The organism is Escherichia sp. E10V10 (genome assembly GCF_004211985.1).
GTDB lineage: Bacteria > Pseudomonadota > Gammaproteobacteria > Enterobacterales > Enterobacteriaceae > Escherichia.
On record NZ_RHJO01000006.1, the window covers coordinates 41,802 to 56,834 of the forward strand.

Consider the following 15,033-nt stretch of genomic DNA (forward strand, 5'->3'; position numbering starts at 1 on the left):
TATGACACCGGACTCCGTTCCTCGATGGGGTCCGGTTGTTTTATTCACACAAGAGGATGTTATGGTAACTATTCGTTTAGCACGTCACGGCGCTAAAAAGCGTCCGTTCTACCAGGTTGTTGTCGCTGACAGCCGTAATGCACGCAACGGTCGCTTCATCGAGCGCGTTGGTTTCTTCAACCCAATCGCTAGCGAAAAAGAAGAAGGCACTCGCCTGGATCTGGATCGCATCGCTCACTGGGTTGGCCAGGGCGCAACTATTTCTGATCGCGTTGCTGCGCTGATCAAAGAAGTAAACAAAGCAGCTTAATCTGTCACGGTGGTCATGATGAGCAAACAACTCACCGCGCAAGCACCTGTTGATCCCATCGTTTTGGGAAAAATGGGTTCGTCTTACGGTATTCGTGGGTGGCTCAGAGTGTTTTCTTCCACCGAAGACGCCGAAAGCATTTTTGACTATCAGCCCTGGTTTATCCAGAAGGCGGGTCAGTGGCAGCAAGTCCAGCTGGAAAGCTGGAAGCACCACAATCAGGACATGATCATCAAGCTGAAAGGCGTTGACGATCGTGATGCGGCGAACCTGCTGACGAATTGTGAAATTGTCGTGGATTCATCGCAACTGCCTCAGCTTGAAGAGGGCGACTACTACTGGAAAGACCTGATGGGCTGCCAGGTAGTAACCACTGAAGGCTACGATCTCGGTAAAGTCGTCGATATGATGGAAACCGGATCTAATGACGTTCTCGTCATTAAGGCAAACCTGAAAGATGCGTTTGGTATCAAGGAACGTCTCGTACCGTTCCTCGATGGGCAGGTTATCAAGAAAGTCGATCTCACTACTCGTTCAATCGAAGTAGATTGGGATCCTGGTTTTTAAACCACCGGATAAACGGTAAAAGACGGCGCTATGTGGATTGGCATAATTAGCCTGTTTCCTGAAATGTTCCGCGCAATTACCGATTACGGGGTAACTGGCCGGGCAGTTAAAAATGGCCTGCTGAGCATCCAGAGCTGGAGTCCTCGCGACTTTACGCATGACCGGCACCGTACCGTGGACGATCGTCCTTACGGCGGCGGACCGGGGATGTTAATGATGGTGCAACCCTTGCGGGACGCCATTCATGCAGCAAAAAGCGCGGCGGGTGAAGGCGCAAAGGTGATCTATCTGTCACCGCAGGGGCGCAAGCTTGATCAAGCGGGCGTCAGCGAACTGGCAACGAATCAAAAATTGATTCTGGTGTGCGGTCGCTACGAAGGTATAGATGAGCGCGTAATCCAAACCGAAATTGACGAAGAATGGTCAATCGGCGATTACGTTCTCAGTGGTGGTGAGTTACCAGCAATGACGCTGATTGACTCCGTTTCCCGGTTTATTCCGGGAGTACTGGGACATGAGGCCTCGGCAACGGAAGATTCCTTTGCTGAAGGATTGCTGGATTGCCCGCACTATACGCGGCCTGAGGTGTTAGAAGGGATGGAAGTTCCGCCAGTGTTACTGTCGGGTAACCATGCCGAGATACGTCGCTGGCGTTTGAAACAGTCGCTGGGCCGTACCTGGCTTAGAAGACCTGAACTTCTGGAAAACCTGGCTCTGACTGAAGAGCAAGCAAGGTTGCTGGCGGAGTTCAAAACGGAACACGCACAACAGCAACATAAACATGATGGGATGGCGTAAGCCCCCGAGATATCAGTTTACCCAGGATAAGAGATTAAATTATGAGCAACATTATTAAGCAACTTGAACAAGAGCAGATGAAGCAGGACGTACCTTCCTTCCGTCCGGGTGATACCGTGGAAGTGAAAGTATGGGTTGTTGAAGGTTCCAAAAAACGTCTGCAGGCATTCGAGGGCGTGGTTATCGCTATTCGTAACCGCGGTCTGCACTCTGCATTCACTGTTCGTAAAATTTCCAACGGCGAAGGCGTTGAGCGTGTCTTCCAGACTCACTCTCCGGTAGTTGACAGCATTTCTGTCAAACGTCGTGGTGCTGTTCGTAAAGCTAAACTGTACTACCTGCGTGAGCGTACTGGTAAGGCTGCTCGTATCAAAGAGCGTCTTAACTAAGATTTCGCTTAAGCGACATCCTGTTAAGAAGGGCTGGCCAATTGGCTGGCCCTTTTTTTATTTATTGAAATTGCGTTTACGGTGCACTAATCACCACAGCGACGCGACGGTTCTCGGCGCGACCCTGTGCGGTCTTGTTACTGGCGATGGGGTATTTTTTCCCTAAGCCCTGAGTGGTGAGATTGCTGCGAGGAATTTGTCCACCTTCTGCCCACGCATCGGCGACGACATTTGCCCGCTTCAGCGATAAAGCTTCGTTGTAACTGTCTTCGCCGTAATTGTCGGTATGTCCATCCATACGGGCATGGGTTAAGCCTGTGGAGGTCAGTTTTGCGGCCATGGTCTGGATCTGTTGCTGACTTTCCGGGAGCAGTTTGTAGTCATTTTTAGCAAACAGAATGGTATCAGATAAGCCCAGCGACCAGTCGCCAGCGGATTCAGTAAAACCATAAGACTGCATAGCGGCGACTTGTTCTGGAGTAAACTTCCCTTGTGGTGACTGGCAGCCAGTCAGTATCAGTGAAGAGAACACCAGGGGAACTACCAGTTGCTTTATCATGTAGATATTTCCTTGTTATTTCACCAGCTTTTTAGCGCGCTGGTGTTTGGCCTGATACATATTATGGTCGGCCAGCTCTTGTAATTTTTCGGCGGAGACGTGCTCAATGGTCATCGCGTAACCAATGCTTAATGTCATAGTGGTTTGATGGCCATTATTAAGATCGAATGGTCGATTAAAAATTTGTGTCAGTGCCGTGCAAATCCGCTGCACTTCAGATTCCGACTGCACGCCATAGAGGACCATAGCGAATTCATCGCCGCCAATGCGGTATGCCTGATGTCGCAGCCCACCAAATTCAGCTAATCGTTTTGCCACTTCAATCAAGACCTGATCTCCCGTCGCATGACCCCAGGTATCATTGATATATTTGAAATTATCGCCATCAAGAAACAGTAATGCCGACGTTTTTCGGGCATCGGAACTGTTCATCAACGTGTTGATGCCACTACGAAACGCTGCGCGGTTAGCCAGCCCGGTTAATGGGTCATGTAGCGCGGTACGTAGAAGCTGCGCATTTTTGGCCTGTAAGCGAAGCTGCCACTCTTCCATTTCATCCAGCAGACTGTTGAAGTCGAGAGCGAAGCGGTGAAACTCTGCGATACGTTCTTCCGAAACTCGTCGGGAAAAATTGCGGTTGGAACGCACATCATGTACGACATCGGTGATGTTTTTTAACGCTTCAACCAGACCATTGTGCAAATGGCGGGTGAGGGTAATCGCGATGCCTGATGCCAGCAGAATACATGCAGTCAGGACAGCGAGTGAAAACCAGATAAAATGGCTAATTGAGCTGTCGCGTGCGGTTAACTGCACTTCGCCAATAGTTTCGCCATTGTGGCGAATCGGCTGAATGACGGGAGCCGGAAAGAGCCAGTGGCTAATGAAATTACTGAAGGTATCTCCCGGTTCTCTGGCAGTGTAGTGCCAGGAAGCAATAATGTTTTGCTGATTATCACGCACTTCTGCGGTTGAAAATTGGCCTTGCTGACCTAGTGCGGCCAGAGTTTCTGTTGCTGCAGGACCATCGGCAAAAACGACCGCAGCTTCCAGGCTGTAAGTCATTGTCGCAGCGGTTAGTGCCAGGTTTTTTTGCGCGTATTGTTTCAGGGTTAGTACTGACGTCACGGAAAGCAGCAGCCAGATCAGCGTCATAGTGATAAATATGCTGGTCATGCTGATGTTGCGTAATGCTCTTTTAAACGTGGGGCGCTTATGAAGAGAATTATCGTTATCCATCGTTTTTCTTCCGTGCGAGCATTAAGACATCCGGGTTGACCTTAACACCACTACGCGATAAGGCATCCAGGTTTACGGCAAACCTGACGTTATTATTGTTGATGACCAGACAAAATGCGCTGCCAATAATGCACTCGGTATTTTGTTCGGCAATTAATAATAACGCCTTAGACGGATATTGTTCGATTAATTCTGTCTGGAATGTCGGTGACTCGCTGCCAAAATAAAAACCATTGCAGCCTGAAATCATCGCCTCTTGTTTGTTGTTAACGATGACAGGCAGATAAGGCAAAGGCGTCGCACCTTTCTCTTGCAGGGCGGTGCTAAATCGTGAAGATGAAAAAATACATAGTCTTGGTGGACCAGATACCGCCGGCCAGCGAGTGTAGCTTACGATACCGGAAACCATTAAACGCACATTTTTCGCAACGTCAGTGGTTTCCTGAGCGAGTAATGGCGCGCCTGCCAGAAGGAATAGCAGCAGTAAGAACAGTAGGTGAGAAAAGCGCATTCAGGGATCCTCACCATCTTCGCTCGAAACGCATCGAAAATTTTTCAGAATGTTTATTAAAATATCATTCTTTTGTGTAGTCGTCATCCAGAAGAGAATTAAAAATCGAATAAGTTAAATCTTATGATTAATTTTGTGGTGGGATTTAAATTAATTAAGTCTCATCGTGCGGGCATTTTCATCAGCTCCTTTTTGCCATACTTCATGCAATTGGCTGGCATTTTCTACATTGTTGCAGCTGGCAGGGAAACTTTTACCGGAAAGCCCTCGGGCATAAGTAAAATCGACCTGGCAGGTTTTCTTTTGCCCTTCGGCATATCCTTTAAGATATATCCCCCGATCAGCCTGTGAATCGTTAAAAGCATCGTCATTTTTTATAGCAACGCCTGATATCGCATCTTCCATACCAACATCATACCAGTCAGTGCTGGTCAAGGTTGGTGCGTGAGTATAGGGATCAATCTGACAGCCGCTAACAACCAAAGCTAACAAAGGGGCGATAAAGTGTTTCATTGTTTTTTCTCCTTTTTCAAAGCATAGCGGATTGTTTTTATTGTGTGTGTAAATTTATTTGTACATTTATTGGTGGTAAAAACGTATCTGAATTGCTGGTGTAAAATATTATTTACGAAATATGGATTGAAATCTTTACTTGTTGTGATATCGTTGCGTCATCCTCGCTGAGGATCAACTATCGCAAACGAGCATAAACAGGATCGCCATCATGCAAAAAGACGCGCTGAACAACGTACATATTACCGACGAACAGGTTCTGATGACCCCGGAACAGTTGAAGGCAGCTTTTCCCTTAAGCCGACAACAAGAGGCCCAGATTGCTGATTCGCGTAAAACTATTTCAGATATCATCGCCGGGCGCGATCCCCGGTTGCTGGTGGTGTGTGGTCCTTGTTCCATTCATGATCCTGAAACTGCACTGGAATATGCTCGTCGATTTAAAGCCCTTGCCGCAGAGGTCAGCGATAGCCTCTATTTGGTGATGCGCGTCTATTTTGAAAAGCCCCGTACCACTGTCGGCTGGAAAGGGTTGATTAACGATCCACATATGGATGGCTCCTTTGATGTTGAAACAGGATTAAAGATTGCACGTAAGTTGCTGTTGGAACTGGTAGATATGGGATTACCGTTGGCGACGGAAGCGTTAGATCCAAACAGCCCGCAATATTTGGGTGATCTATTTAGCTGGTCGGCAATTGGTGCTCGTACCACGGAATCGCAAACGCACCGTGAAATGGCATCCGGGCTTTCCATGCCGGTTGGTTTTAAAAACGGCACTGATGGCAGTCTGGCAACGGCAATCAATGCTATGCGTGCCGCTGCACAACCGCATCGCTTTGTTGGTATTAATCAGGCAGGACAGGTGGCGCTGCTACAAACTCAGGGTAATCCGGACGGACATGTGATCCTGCGTGGCGGAAAAGCACCGAACTATAGCCCGGCGGATGTCGCGCAATGTGAAAAAGAGATGGAACAGGCGGGACTGCGCCCCTCACTGATGGTAGATTGCAGCCACGGTAATTCCAATAAAGATTATCGCCGTCAGCCTGCGGTGGCAGAATCCGTGGTTGCCCAAATTAAAGATGGCAATCGCTCAATTATTGGTCTGATGATCGAAAGTAACATCCACGAAGGCAATCAGTCTTCCGAGCAACCGCGCAGTGAAATGAAATACGGTGTATCCGTAACAGATGCCTGCATAAGTTGGGAAATGACCGATGCCTTGCTGCGTGAAATTCATCAGGATCTGAATGGGCAGCTGACGGCACGCGTGGCTTAAGAGGTTTATTATGGTTGCTGAGTTGACCGCATTACGCGATCAAATTGATGAAGTCGATAAAGCGCTGCTGAATTTATTAGCAAAGCGTCTGGGGCTGGTTGCTGAAGTCGGTGAGGTGAAAAGCCGCTTTGGGTTGCCCATTTATGTACCGGAGCGCGAGGCATCCATGCTGGCCTCGCGGCGCGCAGAGGCGGAAGCCCTCGGCGTTCCGCCAGATCTGATTGAAGATGTTCTGCGTCGGGTAATGCGTGAGTCCTACTCCAGCGAAAACGACAAAGGATTTAAAACGCTTTGTCCTTCACTACGTCCAGTAGTTATCGTTGGTGGCGGCGGTCAGATGGGGCGCTTGTTCGAGAAGATGTTGACGCTCTCTGGCTATCAGGTGCGGATTCTGGAGCAACATGACTGGGATCGCGCGGCTGAGATTGTTGCCGATGCCGGTATGGTGATTGTCAGCGTGCCGATTCATGTTACAGAACAAGTTATCGGCAAATTACCGCCTTTACCGCAAGACTGTATTCTGGTCGATCTGGCATCAGTGAAAAATGGGCCGTTACAGGCCATGCTGGCGGCGCATGATGGTCCAGTGCTGGGGCTTCACCCGATGTTTGGTCCGGATAGCGGCAGCCTGGCGAAGCAGGTCGTGGTCTGGTGTGATGGACGCCAGCCAGAAGCGTACCAATGGTTTCTTGAACAAATTCAGGTCTGGGGCGCGCGACTGCATCGCATTAGCGCCGTCGAACATGATCAGAATATGGCGTTTATCCAGGCGTTGCGCCACTTTGCCACTTTTGCTTATGGCCTGCATCTGGCAGAAGAAAATGTTCAGCTTGAGCAGCTTCTGGCACTCTCTTCGCCCATATATCGTCTTGAGCTGGCGATGGTCGGGCGACTGTTTGCCCAGGATCCGCAGCTTTATGCCGACATTATTATGTCTTCAGAACGTAATCTGGCGTTGATCAAACGTTACTATAAGCGTTTTGGTGAGGCGATTGAGTTGCTGGAGCAGGGCGATAAGCAGGCGTTTATTGACAGCTTCCGCAAGGTGGAGCACTGGTTTGGCGATTACGCACAACGCTTCCAGAATGAAAGCCGCGTATTATTGCGTCAGGCGAACGATAGCCGCCAGTAATAATCCTGTGCCGGATGATTCACATCATCCGGCTTTTGTCATCAGGCTGGATCAACAGGTACTACGTTTTCACTTGGGTAACAGCCCAATACCTTCATTGAACGGGTGATTTCCCCTAACTCTTTTAACGCCTTTTGCATTTCCACGGATTCAAGATTGGCCTGAATATCCAGATAAAACATCTCTTCCCACGGATTACCGTGAATCGGGCGTGATTCCAGACGGGTCATAATCAGATTGTGGTTGCGCAATACCAGCAACGCTTCAACCAGAGCACCGGCTTGTTGTCCGGTAGCCATTAACAGTGTGGTTTTTGCCGGAACCTGGTCAGACACGTTAATGGCTTTACGTGCCAGCACCACAAATCGGGTGAAGTTTTGTCGTTGATTCGCCTCAATGCGCTCCAGTACCTGTAAACCGTACAAGGAACCGCCAGCTTCGCTTCCCAACGCAGCAACATGCGGTGATTTTGCCTGCGCAACCTTTTCCATTGCCGCGGACGTACTCTCGGTATATTCAATCTTCCAGTGCGGGTAACGGTTAAGGAATTTGCTGCATTGCTGGAACGGCTGCGGGTGGCTGTAGACCGTGTTGATAGTCGATAAATCGGTGGTGCCGGAAACCAGCAAACAATGGTCGATAGTTAACGTCATCTCGCCAACAATCGACAAGCTGGTATGTTGCAGCAGATCGTAAACGTCGTTTATGGCACCGGAGCTGGTGTTTTCGATCGGTACGACGGCATAGTCGGCCTGGCCGGTTTCCACCTGATTAAAAATATCGGCAAATTTGGCGCAGCCGCTTTCAATGAATTGCTCAAAGTGACGGGCAGCGTACTGGCGCGCCGCAAGATGTGAATAAGAGCCTTTGGGCCCGAGAAAAGCAATGCGGGCTGAGTGCGGATTAATTTTATTGAGATGCTGCTGGAGTAAAGCCTGCTGAGTTAATACGGAATCTTCAATAATGAGCTGGAACAGGCGAGTAATGTAGTGGGCATCCAGATGGTGTGTCTTACCAAGCGTAATTAATCTTTCCAGCAAATCGCGCTCACGATCGATATCACGTACCGGGCGATGAGAAAGCAGTTTGGCTTTTCCCACCTCAACGGCTAGCTCGCGCCGCTCTGCCAGTAACGCCAGCAATTTTTCGTCCAGCGTGCTAATTTTCTCGCGCAGCGCCAGTAACGGGTTTTCCGATGTCATAGTGTTGCCTTTTTTGTTATCAATAAAAAAGGCCTCCCGATTTGGGAGGCCTTATTGTTCGTCTTCGCATTCTGTTTCACACGACGAAACGCCTCCCATTCAGGGGAAGGTAAAAAAGAATGCGAAGAAAAACGGCGTTTGTTTCATGTTTGTTTCCTTAAGCGACTTCAGTACAGTACCCGTACTGTTTTCATGCTGTCAACAAAAAACGCGCCCGAAGGCGCGTTGGCGATACACTCAATATAAAGGACTACTCTTCTTCAACTTCTTCGACGAAGTTGGCGTCTTTCACCGACGTTGCGGCACGACGTGCTTCGCCTTTGTGCTGCAGTTTATTGAGCTGCCGTTCCAGCTTGTTGATCAATTCGTTAATAGCGGTGTACATATCTTCATGTTTGCCACTGGCAACCAGAACGCCGTTAGGTGTATTGATAGTGGCGTCAGCAACGAACCCTTGTGGTTCCTTGGACAGAATGATATGCGGATTAATCAGGTGCGTTTGCCATTTTTCCAGTTTGGCGAGACGGTCTTCGACATGTTGGCGGATTGCCGGAGTAATTTCCATTTGTTTGCTGGTAATGTTCATTGTCATAAATTTTACCTCTTGTCTTCCCGTCTTGGTGAATTCAGCATACCGCTCCTGATGTCAAAATGTGTGATGAAAATCTCATAATTTTGTCACTTTTTGTCAACGAAGTTTTTTTGTGAGAAATCGCAGGAAGAGGTGTTTTTTTACTTGAGGAATGTCTCAAAGCGAGCCATATTTGATAGGATCAGTCGCGACTGAATCGCTTTAGTTAGCGTTCAAATCGAATAAAAAAACGGCAGCTCCAGGGCTGCCGTTTTGCGTATATCACACCAGTTAAGTGTTGCTGCTGTTAGCGGCAATAATTTTCGCGACTTTTTCAGCCTGAGCGTTCATTTGCATCTGGCGGTAAGCATTTTCCATCAGCGGCAGCGCATCACGTGTAGCCTGGGTATCCGGGTAGTCACGCAGCATGCCTTCGACGCGGTTGACGACGGCAACCCATGCGCCACGTTCGGTGTAGTACTCTGCAACGGAGTATTCATATTTCGCCAGACGATCTTTCAGGAACACCAGACGTTTGGTTGCATCAGTGGTGTACTGGCTGTTTGGATAGCCGCGCACCAGTTTGGAAAAGTCACTAAACGCAGCTCGAGCATGTTGAGGATCGCGATCGCTACGGTCAACGCCAAAGAACCCTTGCAGCGCACTGTCATCCAGCGCCATATTGGTCAGGCCACGCATGTACATGACATAATCGATATTCGGATGGGTCGGGTTGAGGCGAATAAAACGATCGATGGCAGCCTGTGCTAACGGCAGATCGGCGTTTTTATAGTAGGCGTAGATGAGATCCAGCTGCACCTGCTGCGAATACGGACCAAACGGATAGCGATTATCTAACGCTTCCAGTTGCGTTATTGCCTGTCTCCAGTTACCGTCCTGCAGCTTTTGTTGTGCAGTCGCGTAAATTTCATTTGGCGGATTATCAGGTACTTCTTCCTTTGACCCCGAGCAACCCGCCAAAAACAGGCTTAGTGTGGCGGCTGCCACCAGATATTTCATGCGCGTCATGACGTTTTGACTTTCCTCAAAATGTAATACGGGAGATTCTCTGTTCCTGCTCCCGGTTAAGACCAGCTACAATAGCACACTATATTAAACGGCAAAGCCGTAAAACCCCAACGATAAACGAAGAAGCAGTATATATGGCACAACGAGTAGAACTCACTGCAACAGTGTCCGAAAACCAACTCGGTCAACGCTTAGATCAGGCTTTAGCCGAAATGTTCCCGGATTATTCACGTTCGCGAATAAAAGAATGGATCCTCGACCAGCGCGTGCTGGTTAACGGCAAAGTTTGTGATAAGCCGAAAGAAAAAGTATTAGGTGGCGAGCTGGTGGCCATCAACGCCGAGATTGAAGAAGAAGCGCGTTTTGAACCGCAGGATATCCCGCTGGATATCGTCTATGAAGATGAAGACATTATCGTCATTAATAAACCGCGCGACCTGGTGGTACATCCTGGCGCGGGTAACCCGGATGGCACGGTATTGAATGCGTTGCTTCATTACTATCCACCCATTGCCGATGTACCGCGTGCGGGTATTGTCCATCGTCTGGATAAAGACACCACTGGCCTGATGGTTGTGGCAAAAACCGTTCCAGCCCAGACGCGCCTGGTGGAATCTCTGCAACGACGTGAAATTACTCGTGAGTATGAAGCGGTAGCAATTGGTCATATGACTGCTGGTGGCACGGTGGATGAGCCAATCAGCCGCCACCCGACCAAACGTACTCACATGGCGGTACATCCCATGGGCAAACCGGCGGTCACTCACTATCGCATTATGGAACACTTCCGTGTGCACACGCGTCTGCGGCTGCGTCTGGAAACTGGACGTACGCACCAGATCCGCGTGCATATGGCCCATATCACCCATCCGCTGGTGGGCGATCCGGTTTATGGTGGCCGTCCGCGTCCGCCAAAAGGTGCTTCGGAAGCGTTTATCTCCACGCTGCGTAAGTTTGACCGCCAGGCGCTACATGCAACCATGCTGCGTCTTTATCACCCGATCTCCGGCATCGAAATGGAATGGCATGCGCCTATTCCGCAAGATATGGTGGAGCTGATTGAGGTGATGCGCGCCGATTTCGAAGAGCATAAGGATGAAGTGGACTGGTTATGAGTAAGCTGATTGTCCCGCAGTGGCCGCTGCCAAAAGGTGTTGCGGCCTGTAGCTCTACCCGTATCGGCGGCGTGAGCTTGCCGCCCTACGACTCGCTCAACCTCGGTGCTCATTGTGGTGATAACCCGGAGCACGTCGAGGAAAATCGCAAGCGGCTTTTTGCTGCGGGTAATTTGCCTTCAAAACCGGTCTGGCTTGAGCAGGTACACGGTAAAGATGTGCTTAAGCTTACTGGCGAACCTTATACCTCAAAACGGGCGGATGCCTCGTATAGCAACACACCCGGCACGGTTTGTGCCGTAATGACAGCCGATTGCCTGCCTGTGCTGTTTTGCAATCGGGCAGGAACGGAAGTCGCGGCTGCCCATGCTGGCTGGCGTGGACTGTGCGCAGGCGTGCTGGAAGAGACGGTTTCCTGCTTTGCCGATAAGCCCGAAAACATTCTTACCTGGTTGGGGCCGGCAATCGGTCCACGCGTGTTTGAAGTGGGGCCGGAGGTTCGCGAGGCGTTTATGGCAGTAGACGCCAACGCGAGTACAGCTTTCATTCAGCATGGTGATAAGTATCTGGCGGATATTTATCAGCTTGCCCGACAGCGTCTGGCGAGTGTTGGTGTTGAGCAAATTTTCGGCGGCGACCGTTGTACATATACGGAAAATGAGACTTTCTTCTCTTATCGTCGCGACAAGACCGCCGGTCGTATGGCAAGTTTCATTTGGCTGATATAACCTAAAGAATCAAGACGATCCGGTACGCGTGATTTTCTTTTCACATTAATCTGGTCAATAACCTTGAATAATTGAGGGATGACCTCATTTAATCTCCAGTAGCAACTTTGATCCGTTATGGGAGGAGTTATGCGTCTGGATCGTCTTACTAATAAATTCCAGCTTGCTCTTGCCGATGCCCAATCACTTGCACTCGGGCACGACAACCAATTCATCGAACCACTTCATTTAATGAGCGCCCTGCTGAATCAGGAAGGGGGTTCGGTTAGTCCTTTATTAACATCCGCTGGCATTAATGCAGGCCAGTTGCGCACAGATATCACTCAGGCATTAAACCGTTTACCGCAGGTTGAAGGTACTGGTGGTGATGTCCAGCCATCACAGGATCTGGTGCGCGTTCTTAATCTTTGCGACAAGCTGGCGCAAAAACGTGGTGATAACTTTATCTCGTCAGAACTGTTCGTTCTGGCGGCACTTGAGTCTCGCGGCACGCTGGCCGACATCCTGAAAGCTGCAGGGGCGACCACCGCCAACATTACTCAAGCGATTGAACAAATGCGCGGAGGTGAAAGCGTGAACGATCAAGGAGCTGAAGACCAACGTCAGGCTTTGAAAAAATACACCATCGACCTTACCGAACGAGCCGAACAAGGCAAACTCGATCCGGTGATTGGTCGTGATGAAGAAATTCGCCGTACCATTCAGGTACTGCAACGTCGTACTAAAAATAACCCGGTGCTGATTGGTGAACCTGGTGTTGGTAAAACTGCCATCGTTGAAGGTCTGGCGCAGCGTATTATCAATGGCGAAGTGCCGGAAGGGCTGAAAGGCCGCCGCGTACTGGCGCTGGATATGGGCGCGCTGGTGGCTGGGGCGAAATATCGCGGTGAGTTTGAAGAACGTTTAAAAGGCGTGCTTAACGATCTCTCCAAACAGGAAGGCAACGTCATCCTGTTTATCGACGAATTACATACTATGGTTGGCGCAGGTAAAGCCGATGGCGCAATGGACGCCGGGAATATGCTGAAACCGGCACTGGCGCGTGGTGAACTGCACTGTGTGGGTGCTACGACGCTGGACGAATATCGCCAGTACATCGAAAAAGATGCTGCGTTGGAACGTCGCTTCCAGAAAGTGTTTGTTGCCGAGCCTTCTGTTGAAGACACCATTGCTATTCTGCGTGGCCTGAAAGAACGTTACGAGCTGCACCACCATGTGCAAATTACTGACCCGGCAATTGTTGCAGCGGCGACGTTGTCTCATCGCTACATTGCTGACCGTCAGCTGCCGGATAAGGCCATTGACCTGATCGATGAAGCAGCATCCAGCATTCGTATGCAGATTGACTCAAAACCAGAAGAACTCGACCGGCTCGATCGTCGTATCATCCAGCTCAAACTGGAACAACAGGCGTTAATGAAAGAGTCTGATGAAGCCAGTAAAAAACGCCTGGATATGCTCAACGAAGAACTGAGCGACAAAGAACGTCAGTACTCCGAGTTAGAAGAAGAGTGGAAAGCAGAGAAAGCGTCGCTCTCTGGTACGCAGACCATTAAAGCGGAACTGGAGCAGGCAAAAATCGCCATTGAACAGGCTCGCCGTGTAGGTGACCTGGCGCGGATGTCTGAACTGCAATACGGCAAAATCCCGGAACTGGAAAAGCAACTGGAAGCCGCAACGCAGCTCGAAGGTAAAACTATGCGTCTGTTGCGTAATAAAGTGACCGACGCCGAAATTGCTGAAGTGCTGGCGCGTTGGACGGGGATTCCGGTTTCTCGCATGATGGAAAGTGAGCGCGAAAAACTGCTGCGTATGGAGCAAGAACTGCACCAGCGCGTTATTGGTCAGAACGAAGCGGTTGATGCGGTATCTAACGCTATTCGTCGTAGCCGTGCGGGGCTGGCGGATCCAAATCGCCCGATTGGTTCATTCCTGTTCCTCGGCCCAACAGGTGTGGGTAAAACTGAACTTTGTAAGGCGCTGGCGAACTTTATGTTTGATAGCGACGAGGCGATGGTCCGTATCGATATGTCTGAGTTTATGGAGAAACACTCGGTGTCTCGTCTGGTTGGTGCGCCTCCGGGATATGTCGGTTATGAAGAAGGTGGCTACCTGACTGAAGCGGTGCGTCGTCGTCCGTATTCCGTCATCCTGCTGGATGAAGTGGAAAAAGCGCATCCGGATGTCTTCAACATTCTGTTGCAGGTACTGGATGATGGACGTTTGACTGACGGGCAGGGGAGAACGGTCGACTTCCGTAATACGGTGGTCATTATGACTTCTAACCTCGGTTCTGATCTGATTCAGGAACGCTTTGGTGAACTGGATTATGCGCGCATGAAAGAGCTGGTGCTCGGTGTGGTAAGCCATAACTTCCGTCCGGAATTCATTAACCGTATCGATGAAGTGGTGGTCTTCCATCCGCTGGGTGAACAGCACATTGCGTCGATTGCGCAGATTCAGTTGAAACGTCTGTACAAACGTCTGGAAGAACGTGGTTATGAAATCCACATTTCTGACGAGGCGCTGAAACTGCTGAGCGAGAACGGTTACGATCCGGTCTATGGAGCACGTCCTCTGAAACGTGCTATCCAGCAGCAGATCGAAAACCCGCTGGCACAGCAAATACTGTCTGGTGAATTGGTTCCGGGTAAAGTTATTCGCCTGGAAGTTAATGAAGACCGGATTGTCGCCGTCCAGTAAATAAGAAAAGCGAGCCCTTCGGGGCTCGCTTTTTGTCTAATTTCCAACCGGAAATGGTCGTTTTTAAGGTGTTTCGCTTAAGAATTGAACGAACGATAAATTTTTTATATTTTCCGCTTGTCTCTTCAGAATAACTCCCTATAATGCGCCACCACTGACACGGAACAACGGCGAACAAGCCGCCGGGTCAGCGGGATTCTCCTGAGAATTCCGGCAGAGAAAAGCAAAAAAATGCTTGACTCTGTAGCGGGAAAGCGTATTATGCACACCCCGCGCCGCTGAGAAAAAGCGAAGCGGCACTGCTCTTTAACAATTTATCAGACAATCTGTGTGGGCACTCGAAGATACGGATTCTTAACGTCGCAAGACGATAAATGAATACCAA

The 15,033-nt window shown here is 49.7% G+C and carries 17 protein-coding genes and 1 other annotated feature; of the genes, 9 read left to right on the top strand and 8 right to left on the bottom strand.

Translation table 11 applies throughout. The features are described from left to right. The first annotated feature begins 61 nt into the window (after positions 1-61). From rpsP to rplS, 4 genes are read left to right on the top strand one after another with little or no spacing between them, the layout of a single operon-like run. Positions 62-310: a 30S ribosomal protein S16 gene (gene rpsP / locus D9736_RS12515; RefSeq protein ID WP_000256450.1), complete on the top strand. Its 249-nt coding sequence runs from the start codon at positions 62-64 to the stop codon at positions 308-310. Between the two features lie 18 nt (positions 311-328). Next, complete coding sequence (gene rimM / locus D9736_RS12520; RefSeq protein ID WP_000043335.1) at positions 329-877, top strand: ribosome maturation factor RimM; 549 nt, start codon at positions 329-331, stop codon at positions 875-877. A gap of 30 nt (positions 878-907) precedes the next feature. Then, a complete protein-coding gene (trmD, locus tag D9736_RS12525; protein WP_096218966.1) occupies positions 908-1,675 on the top strand; it encodes a tRNA (guanosine(37)-N1)-methyltransferase TrmD in 768 nt (255 codons plus the stop codon). Between the two features lie 41 nt (positions 1,676-1,716). Further along, the gene (rplS, locus tag D9736_RS12530; protein WP_000065253.1) at positions 1,717-2,064 is read left to right on the top strand and encodes a 50S ribosomal protein L19; all 348 of its coding nucleotides are present in this window, start codon (positions 1,717-1,719) and stop codon (positions 2,062-2,064) included. Positions 2,065-2,140: 76 nt separating this feature from the next. Here rplS and D9736_RS12535 read toward each other — a convergent pair whose 3' ends face one another. The 4 genes from D9736_RS12535 to D9736_RS12550 form a co-directional block, all read right to left on the bottom strand. Continuing rightward, complete coding sequence (locus D9736_RS12535; RefSeq protein WP_064529888.1) at positions 2,141-2,623, bottom strand: OmpA family protein; 483 nt, start codon at positions 2,621-2,623, stop codon at positions 2,141-2,143. Between the two features lie 15 nt (positions 2,624-2,638). Beyond that, positions 2,639-3,862 carry a diguanylate cyclase DgcN gene (dgcN, locus tag D9736_RS12540; protein WP_130217283.1) on the bottom strand — a complete coding sequence of 408 codons (1,224 nt, stop codon included), beginning with the start codon at positions 3,860-3,862 and terminating at the stop codon, positions 2,639-2,641. Next, positions 3,855-4,373 carry a YfiR family protein gene (locus D9736_RS12545; protein WP_130258433.1) on the bottom strand — a complete coding sequence of 173 codons (519 nt, stop codon included), beginning with the start codon at positions 4,371-4,373 and terminating at the stop codon, positions 3,855-3,857. The genes dgcN and D9736_RS12545 overlap by 8 nt, the downstream gene beginning before the upstream one ends. A 150-nt stretch (positions 4,374-4,523) precedes the next feature. Continuing rightward, positions 4,524-4,886 carry a DUF2799 domain-containing protein gene (locus D9736_RS12550; protein WP_130221576.1) on the bottom strand — a complete coding sequence of 121 codons (363 nt, stop codon included), beginning with the start codon at positions 4,884-4,886 and terminating at the stop codon, positions 4,524-4,526. A 211-nt stretch (positions 4,887-5,097) separates the two neighbouring features. On the opposite strand from D9736_RS12550, the gene aroF reads away from it, so the two are divergent. After that, entirely contained in the window at positions 5,098-6,168 is a 1,071-nt protein-coding gene (aroF, locus tag D9736_RS12555; RefSeq protein ID WP_130217289.1) for a 3-deoxy-7-phosphoheptulonate synthase AroF, read from the top strand. Between the two features lie 10 nt (positions 6,169-6,178). After that, complete coding sequence (gene tyrA / locus D9736_RS12560; protein WP_130258434.1) at positions 6,179-7,300, top strand: bifunctional chorismate mutase/prephenate dehydrogenase; 1,122 nt, start codon at positions 6,179-6,181, stop codon at positions 7,298-7,300. 41 nt (positions 7,301-7,341) lie between these two features. On the opposite strand, the gene pheA is transcribed toward tyrA, so the two are convergent. From pheA to bamD, 4 genes are all read right to left on the bottom strand, one after another. Next, positions 7,342-8,502, bottom strand: a complete 1,161-nt coding sequence (pheA, locus tag D9736_RS12565) for a bifunctional chorismate mutase/prephenate dehydratase (RefSeq protein ID WP_130258435.1) — start codon at positions 8,500-8,502, stop codon at positions 7,342-7,344. A gap of 22 nt (positions 8,503-8,524) precedes the next feature. Then, positions 8,525-8,650: a sequence feature (Phe leader region), on the bottom strand. Continuing rightward, positions 8,602-8,649 carry a pheA operon leader peptide PheL gene (gene pheL, locus D9736_RS12570; protein WP_100229775.1) on the bottom strand — a complete coding sequence of 16 codons (48 nt, stop codon included), beginning with the start codon at positions 8,647-8,649 and terminating at the stop codon, positions 8,602-8,604. Its footprint overlaps the feature before it by 48 nt. 102 nt (positions 8,651-8,752) lie before the next feature. Beyond that, positions 8,753-9,094, bottom strand: a complete 342-nt coding sequence (gene raiA, locus D9736_RS12575; RefSeq protein WP_000178461.1) for a ribosome-associated translation inhibitor RaiA — start codon at positions 9,092-9,094, stop codon at positions 8,753-8,755. Positions 9,095-9,364: 270 nt separating this feature from the next. Then, positions 9,365-10,102, bottom strand: coding sequence for an outer membrane protein assembly factor BamD (bamD, locus tag D9736_RS12580; RefSeq protein ID WP_000197686.1), 738 nt, complete (start codon positions 10,100-10,102; stop codon positions 9,365-9,367). Between the two features lie 134 nt (positions 10,103-10,236). On the opposite strand from bamD, the gene rluD reads away from it, so the two are divergent. The 3 genes from rluD to clpB all read left to right on the top strand — a co-directional run bounded on the left by rluD (position 10,237) and on the right by clpB (position 14,648). Further along, a complete protein-coding gene (gene rluD, locus D9736_RS12585; protein WP_115438707.1) occupies positions 10,237-11,217 on the top strand; it encodes a 23S rRNA pseudouridine(1911/1915/1917) synthase RluD in 981 nt (326 codons plus the stop codon). Beyond that, positions 11,214-11,945, top strand: coding sequence for a purine nucleoside phosphorylase YfiH (gene yfiH, locus D9736_RS12590; protein ID WP_130258436.1), 732 nt, complete (start codon positions 11,214-11,216; stop codon positions 11,943-11,945). The genes rluD and yfiH overlap by 4 nt, the downstream gene beginning before the upstream one ends. A 129-nt stretch (positions 11,946-12,074) precedes the next feature. Then, positions 12,075-14,648, top strand: a complete 2,574-nt coding sequence (clpB, locus tag D9736_RS12595) for an ATP-dependent chaperone ClpB (protein WP_130217297.1) — start codon at positions 12,075-12,077, stop codon at positions 14,646-14,648. The last annotated feature ends 385 nt before the right edge of the window (positions 14,649-15,033 follow it).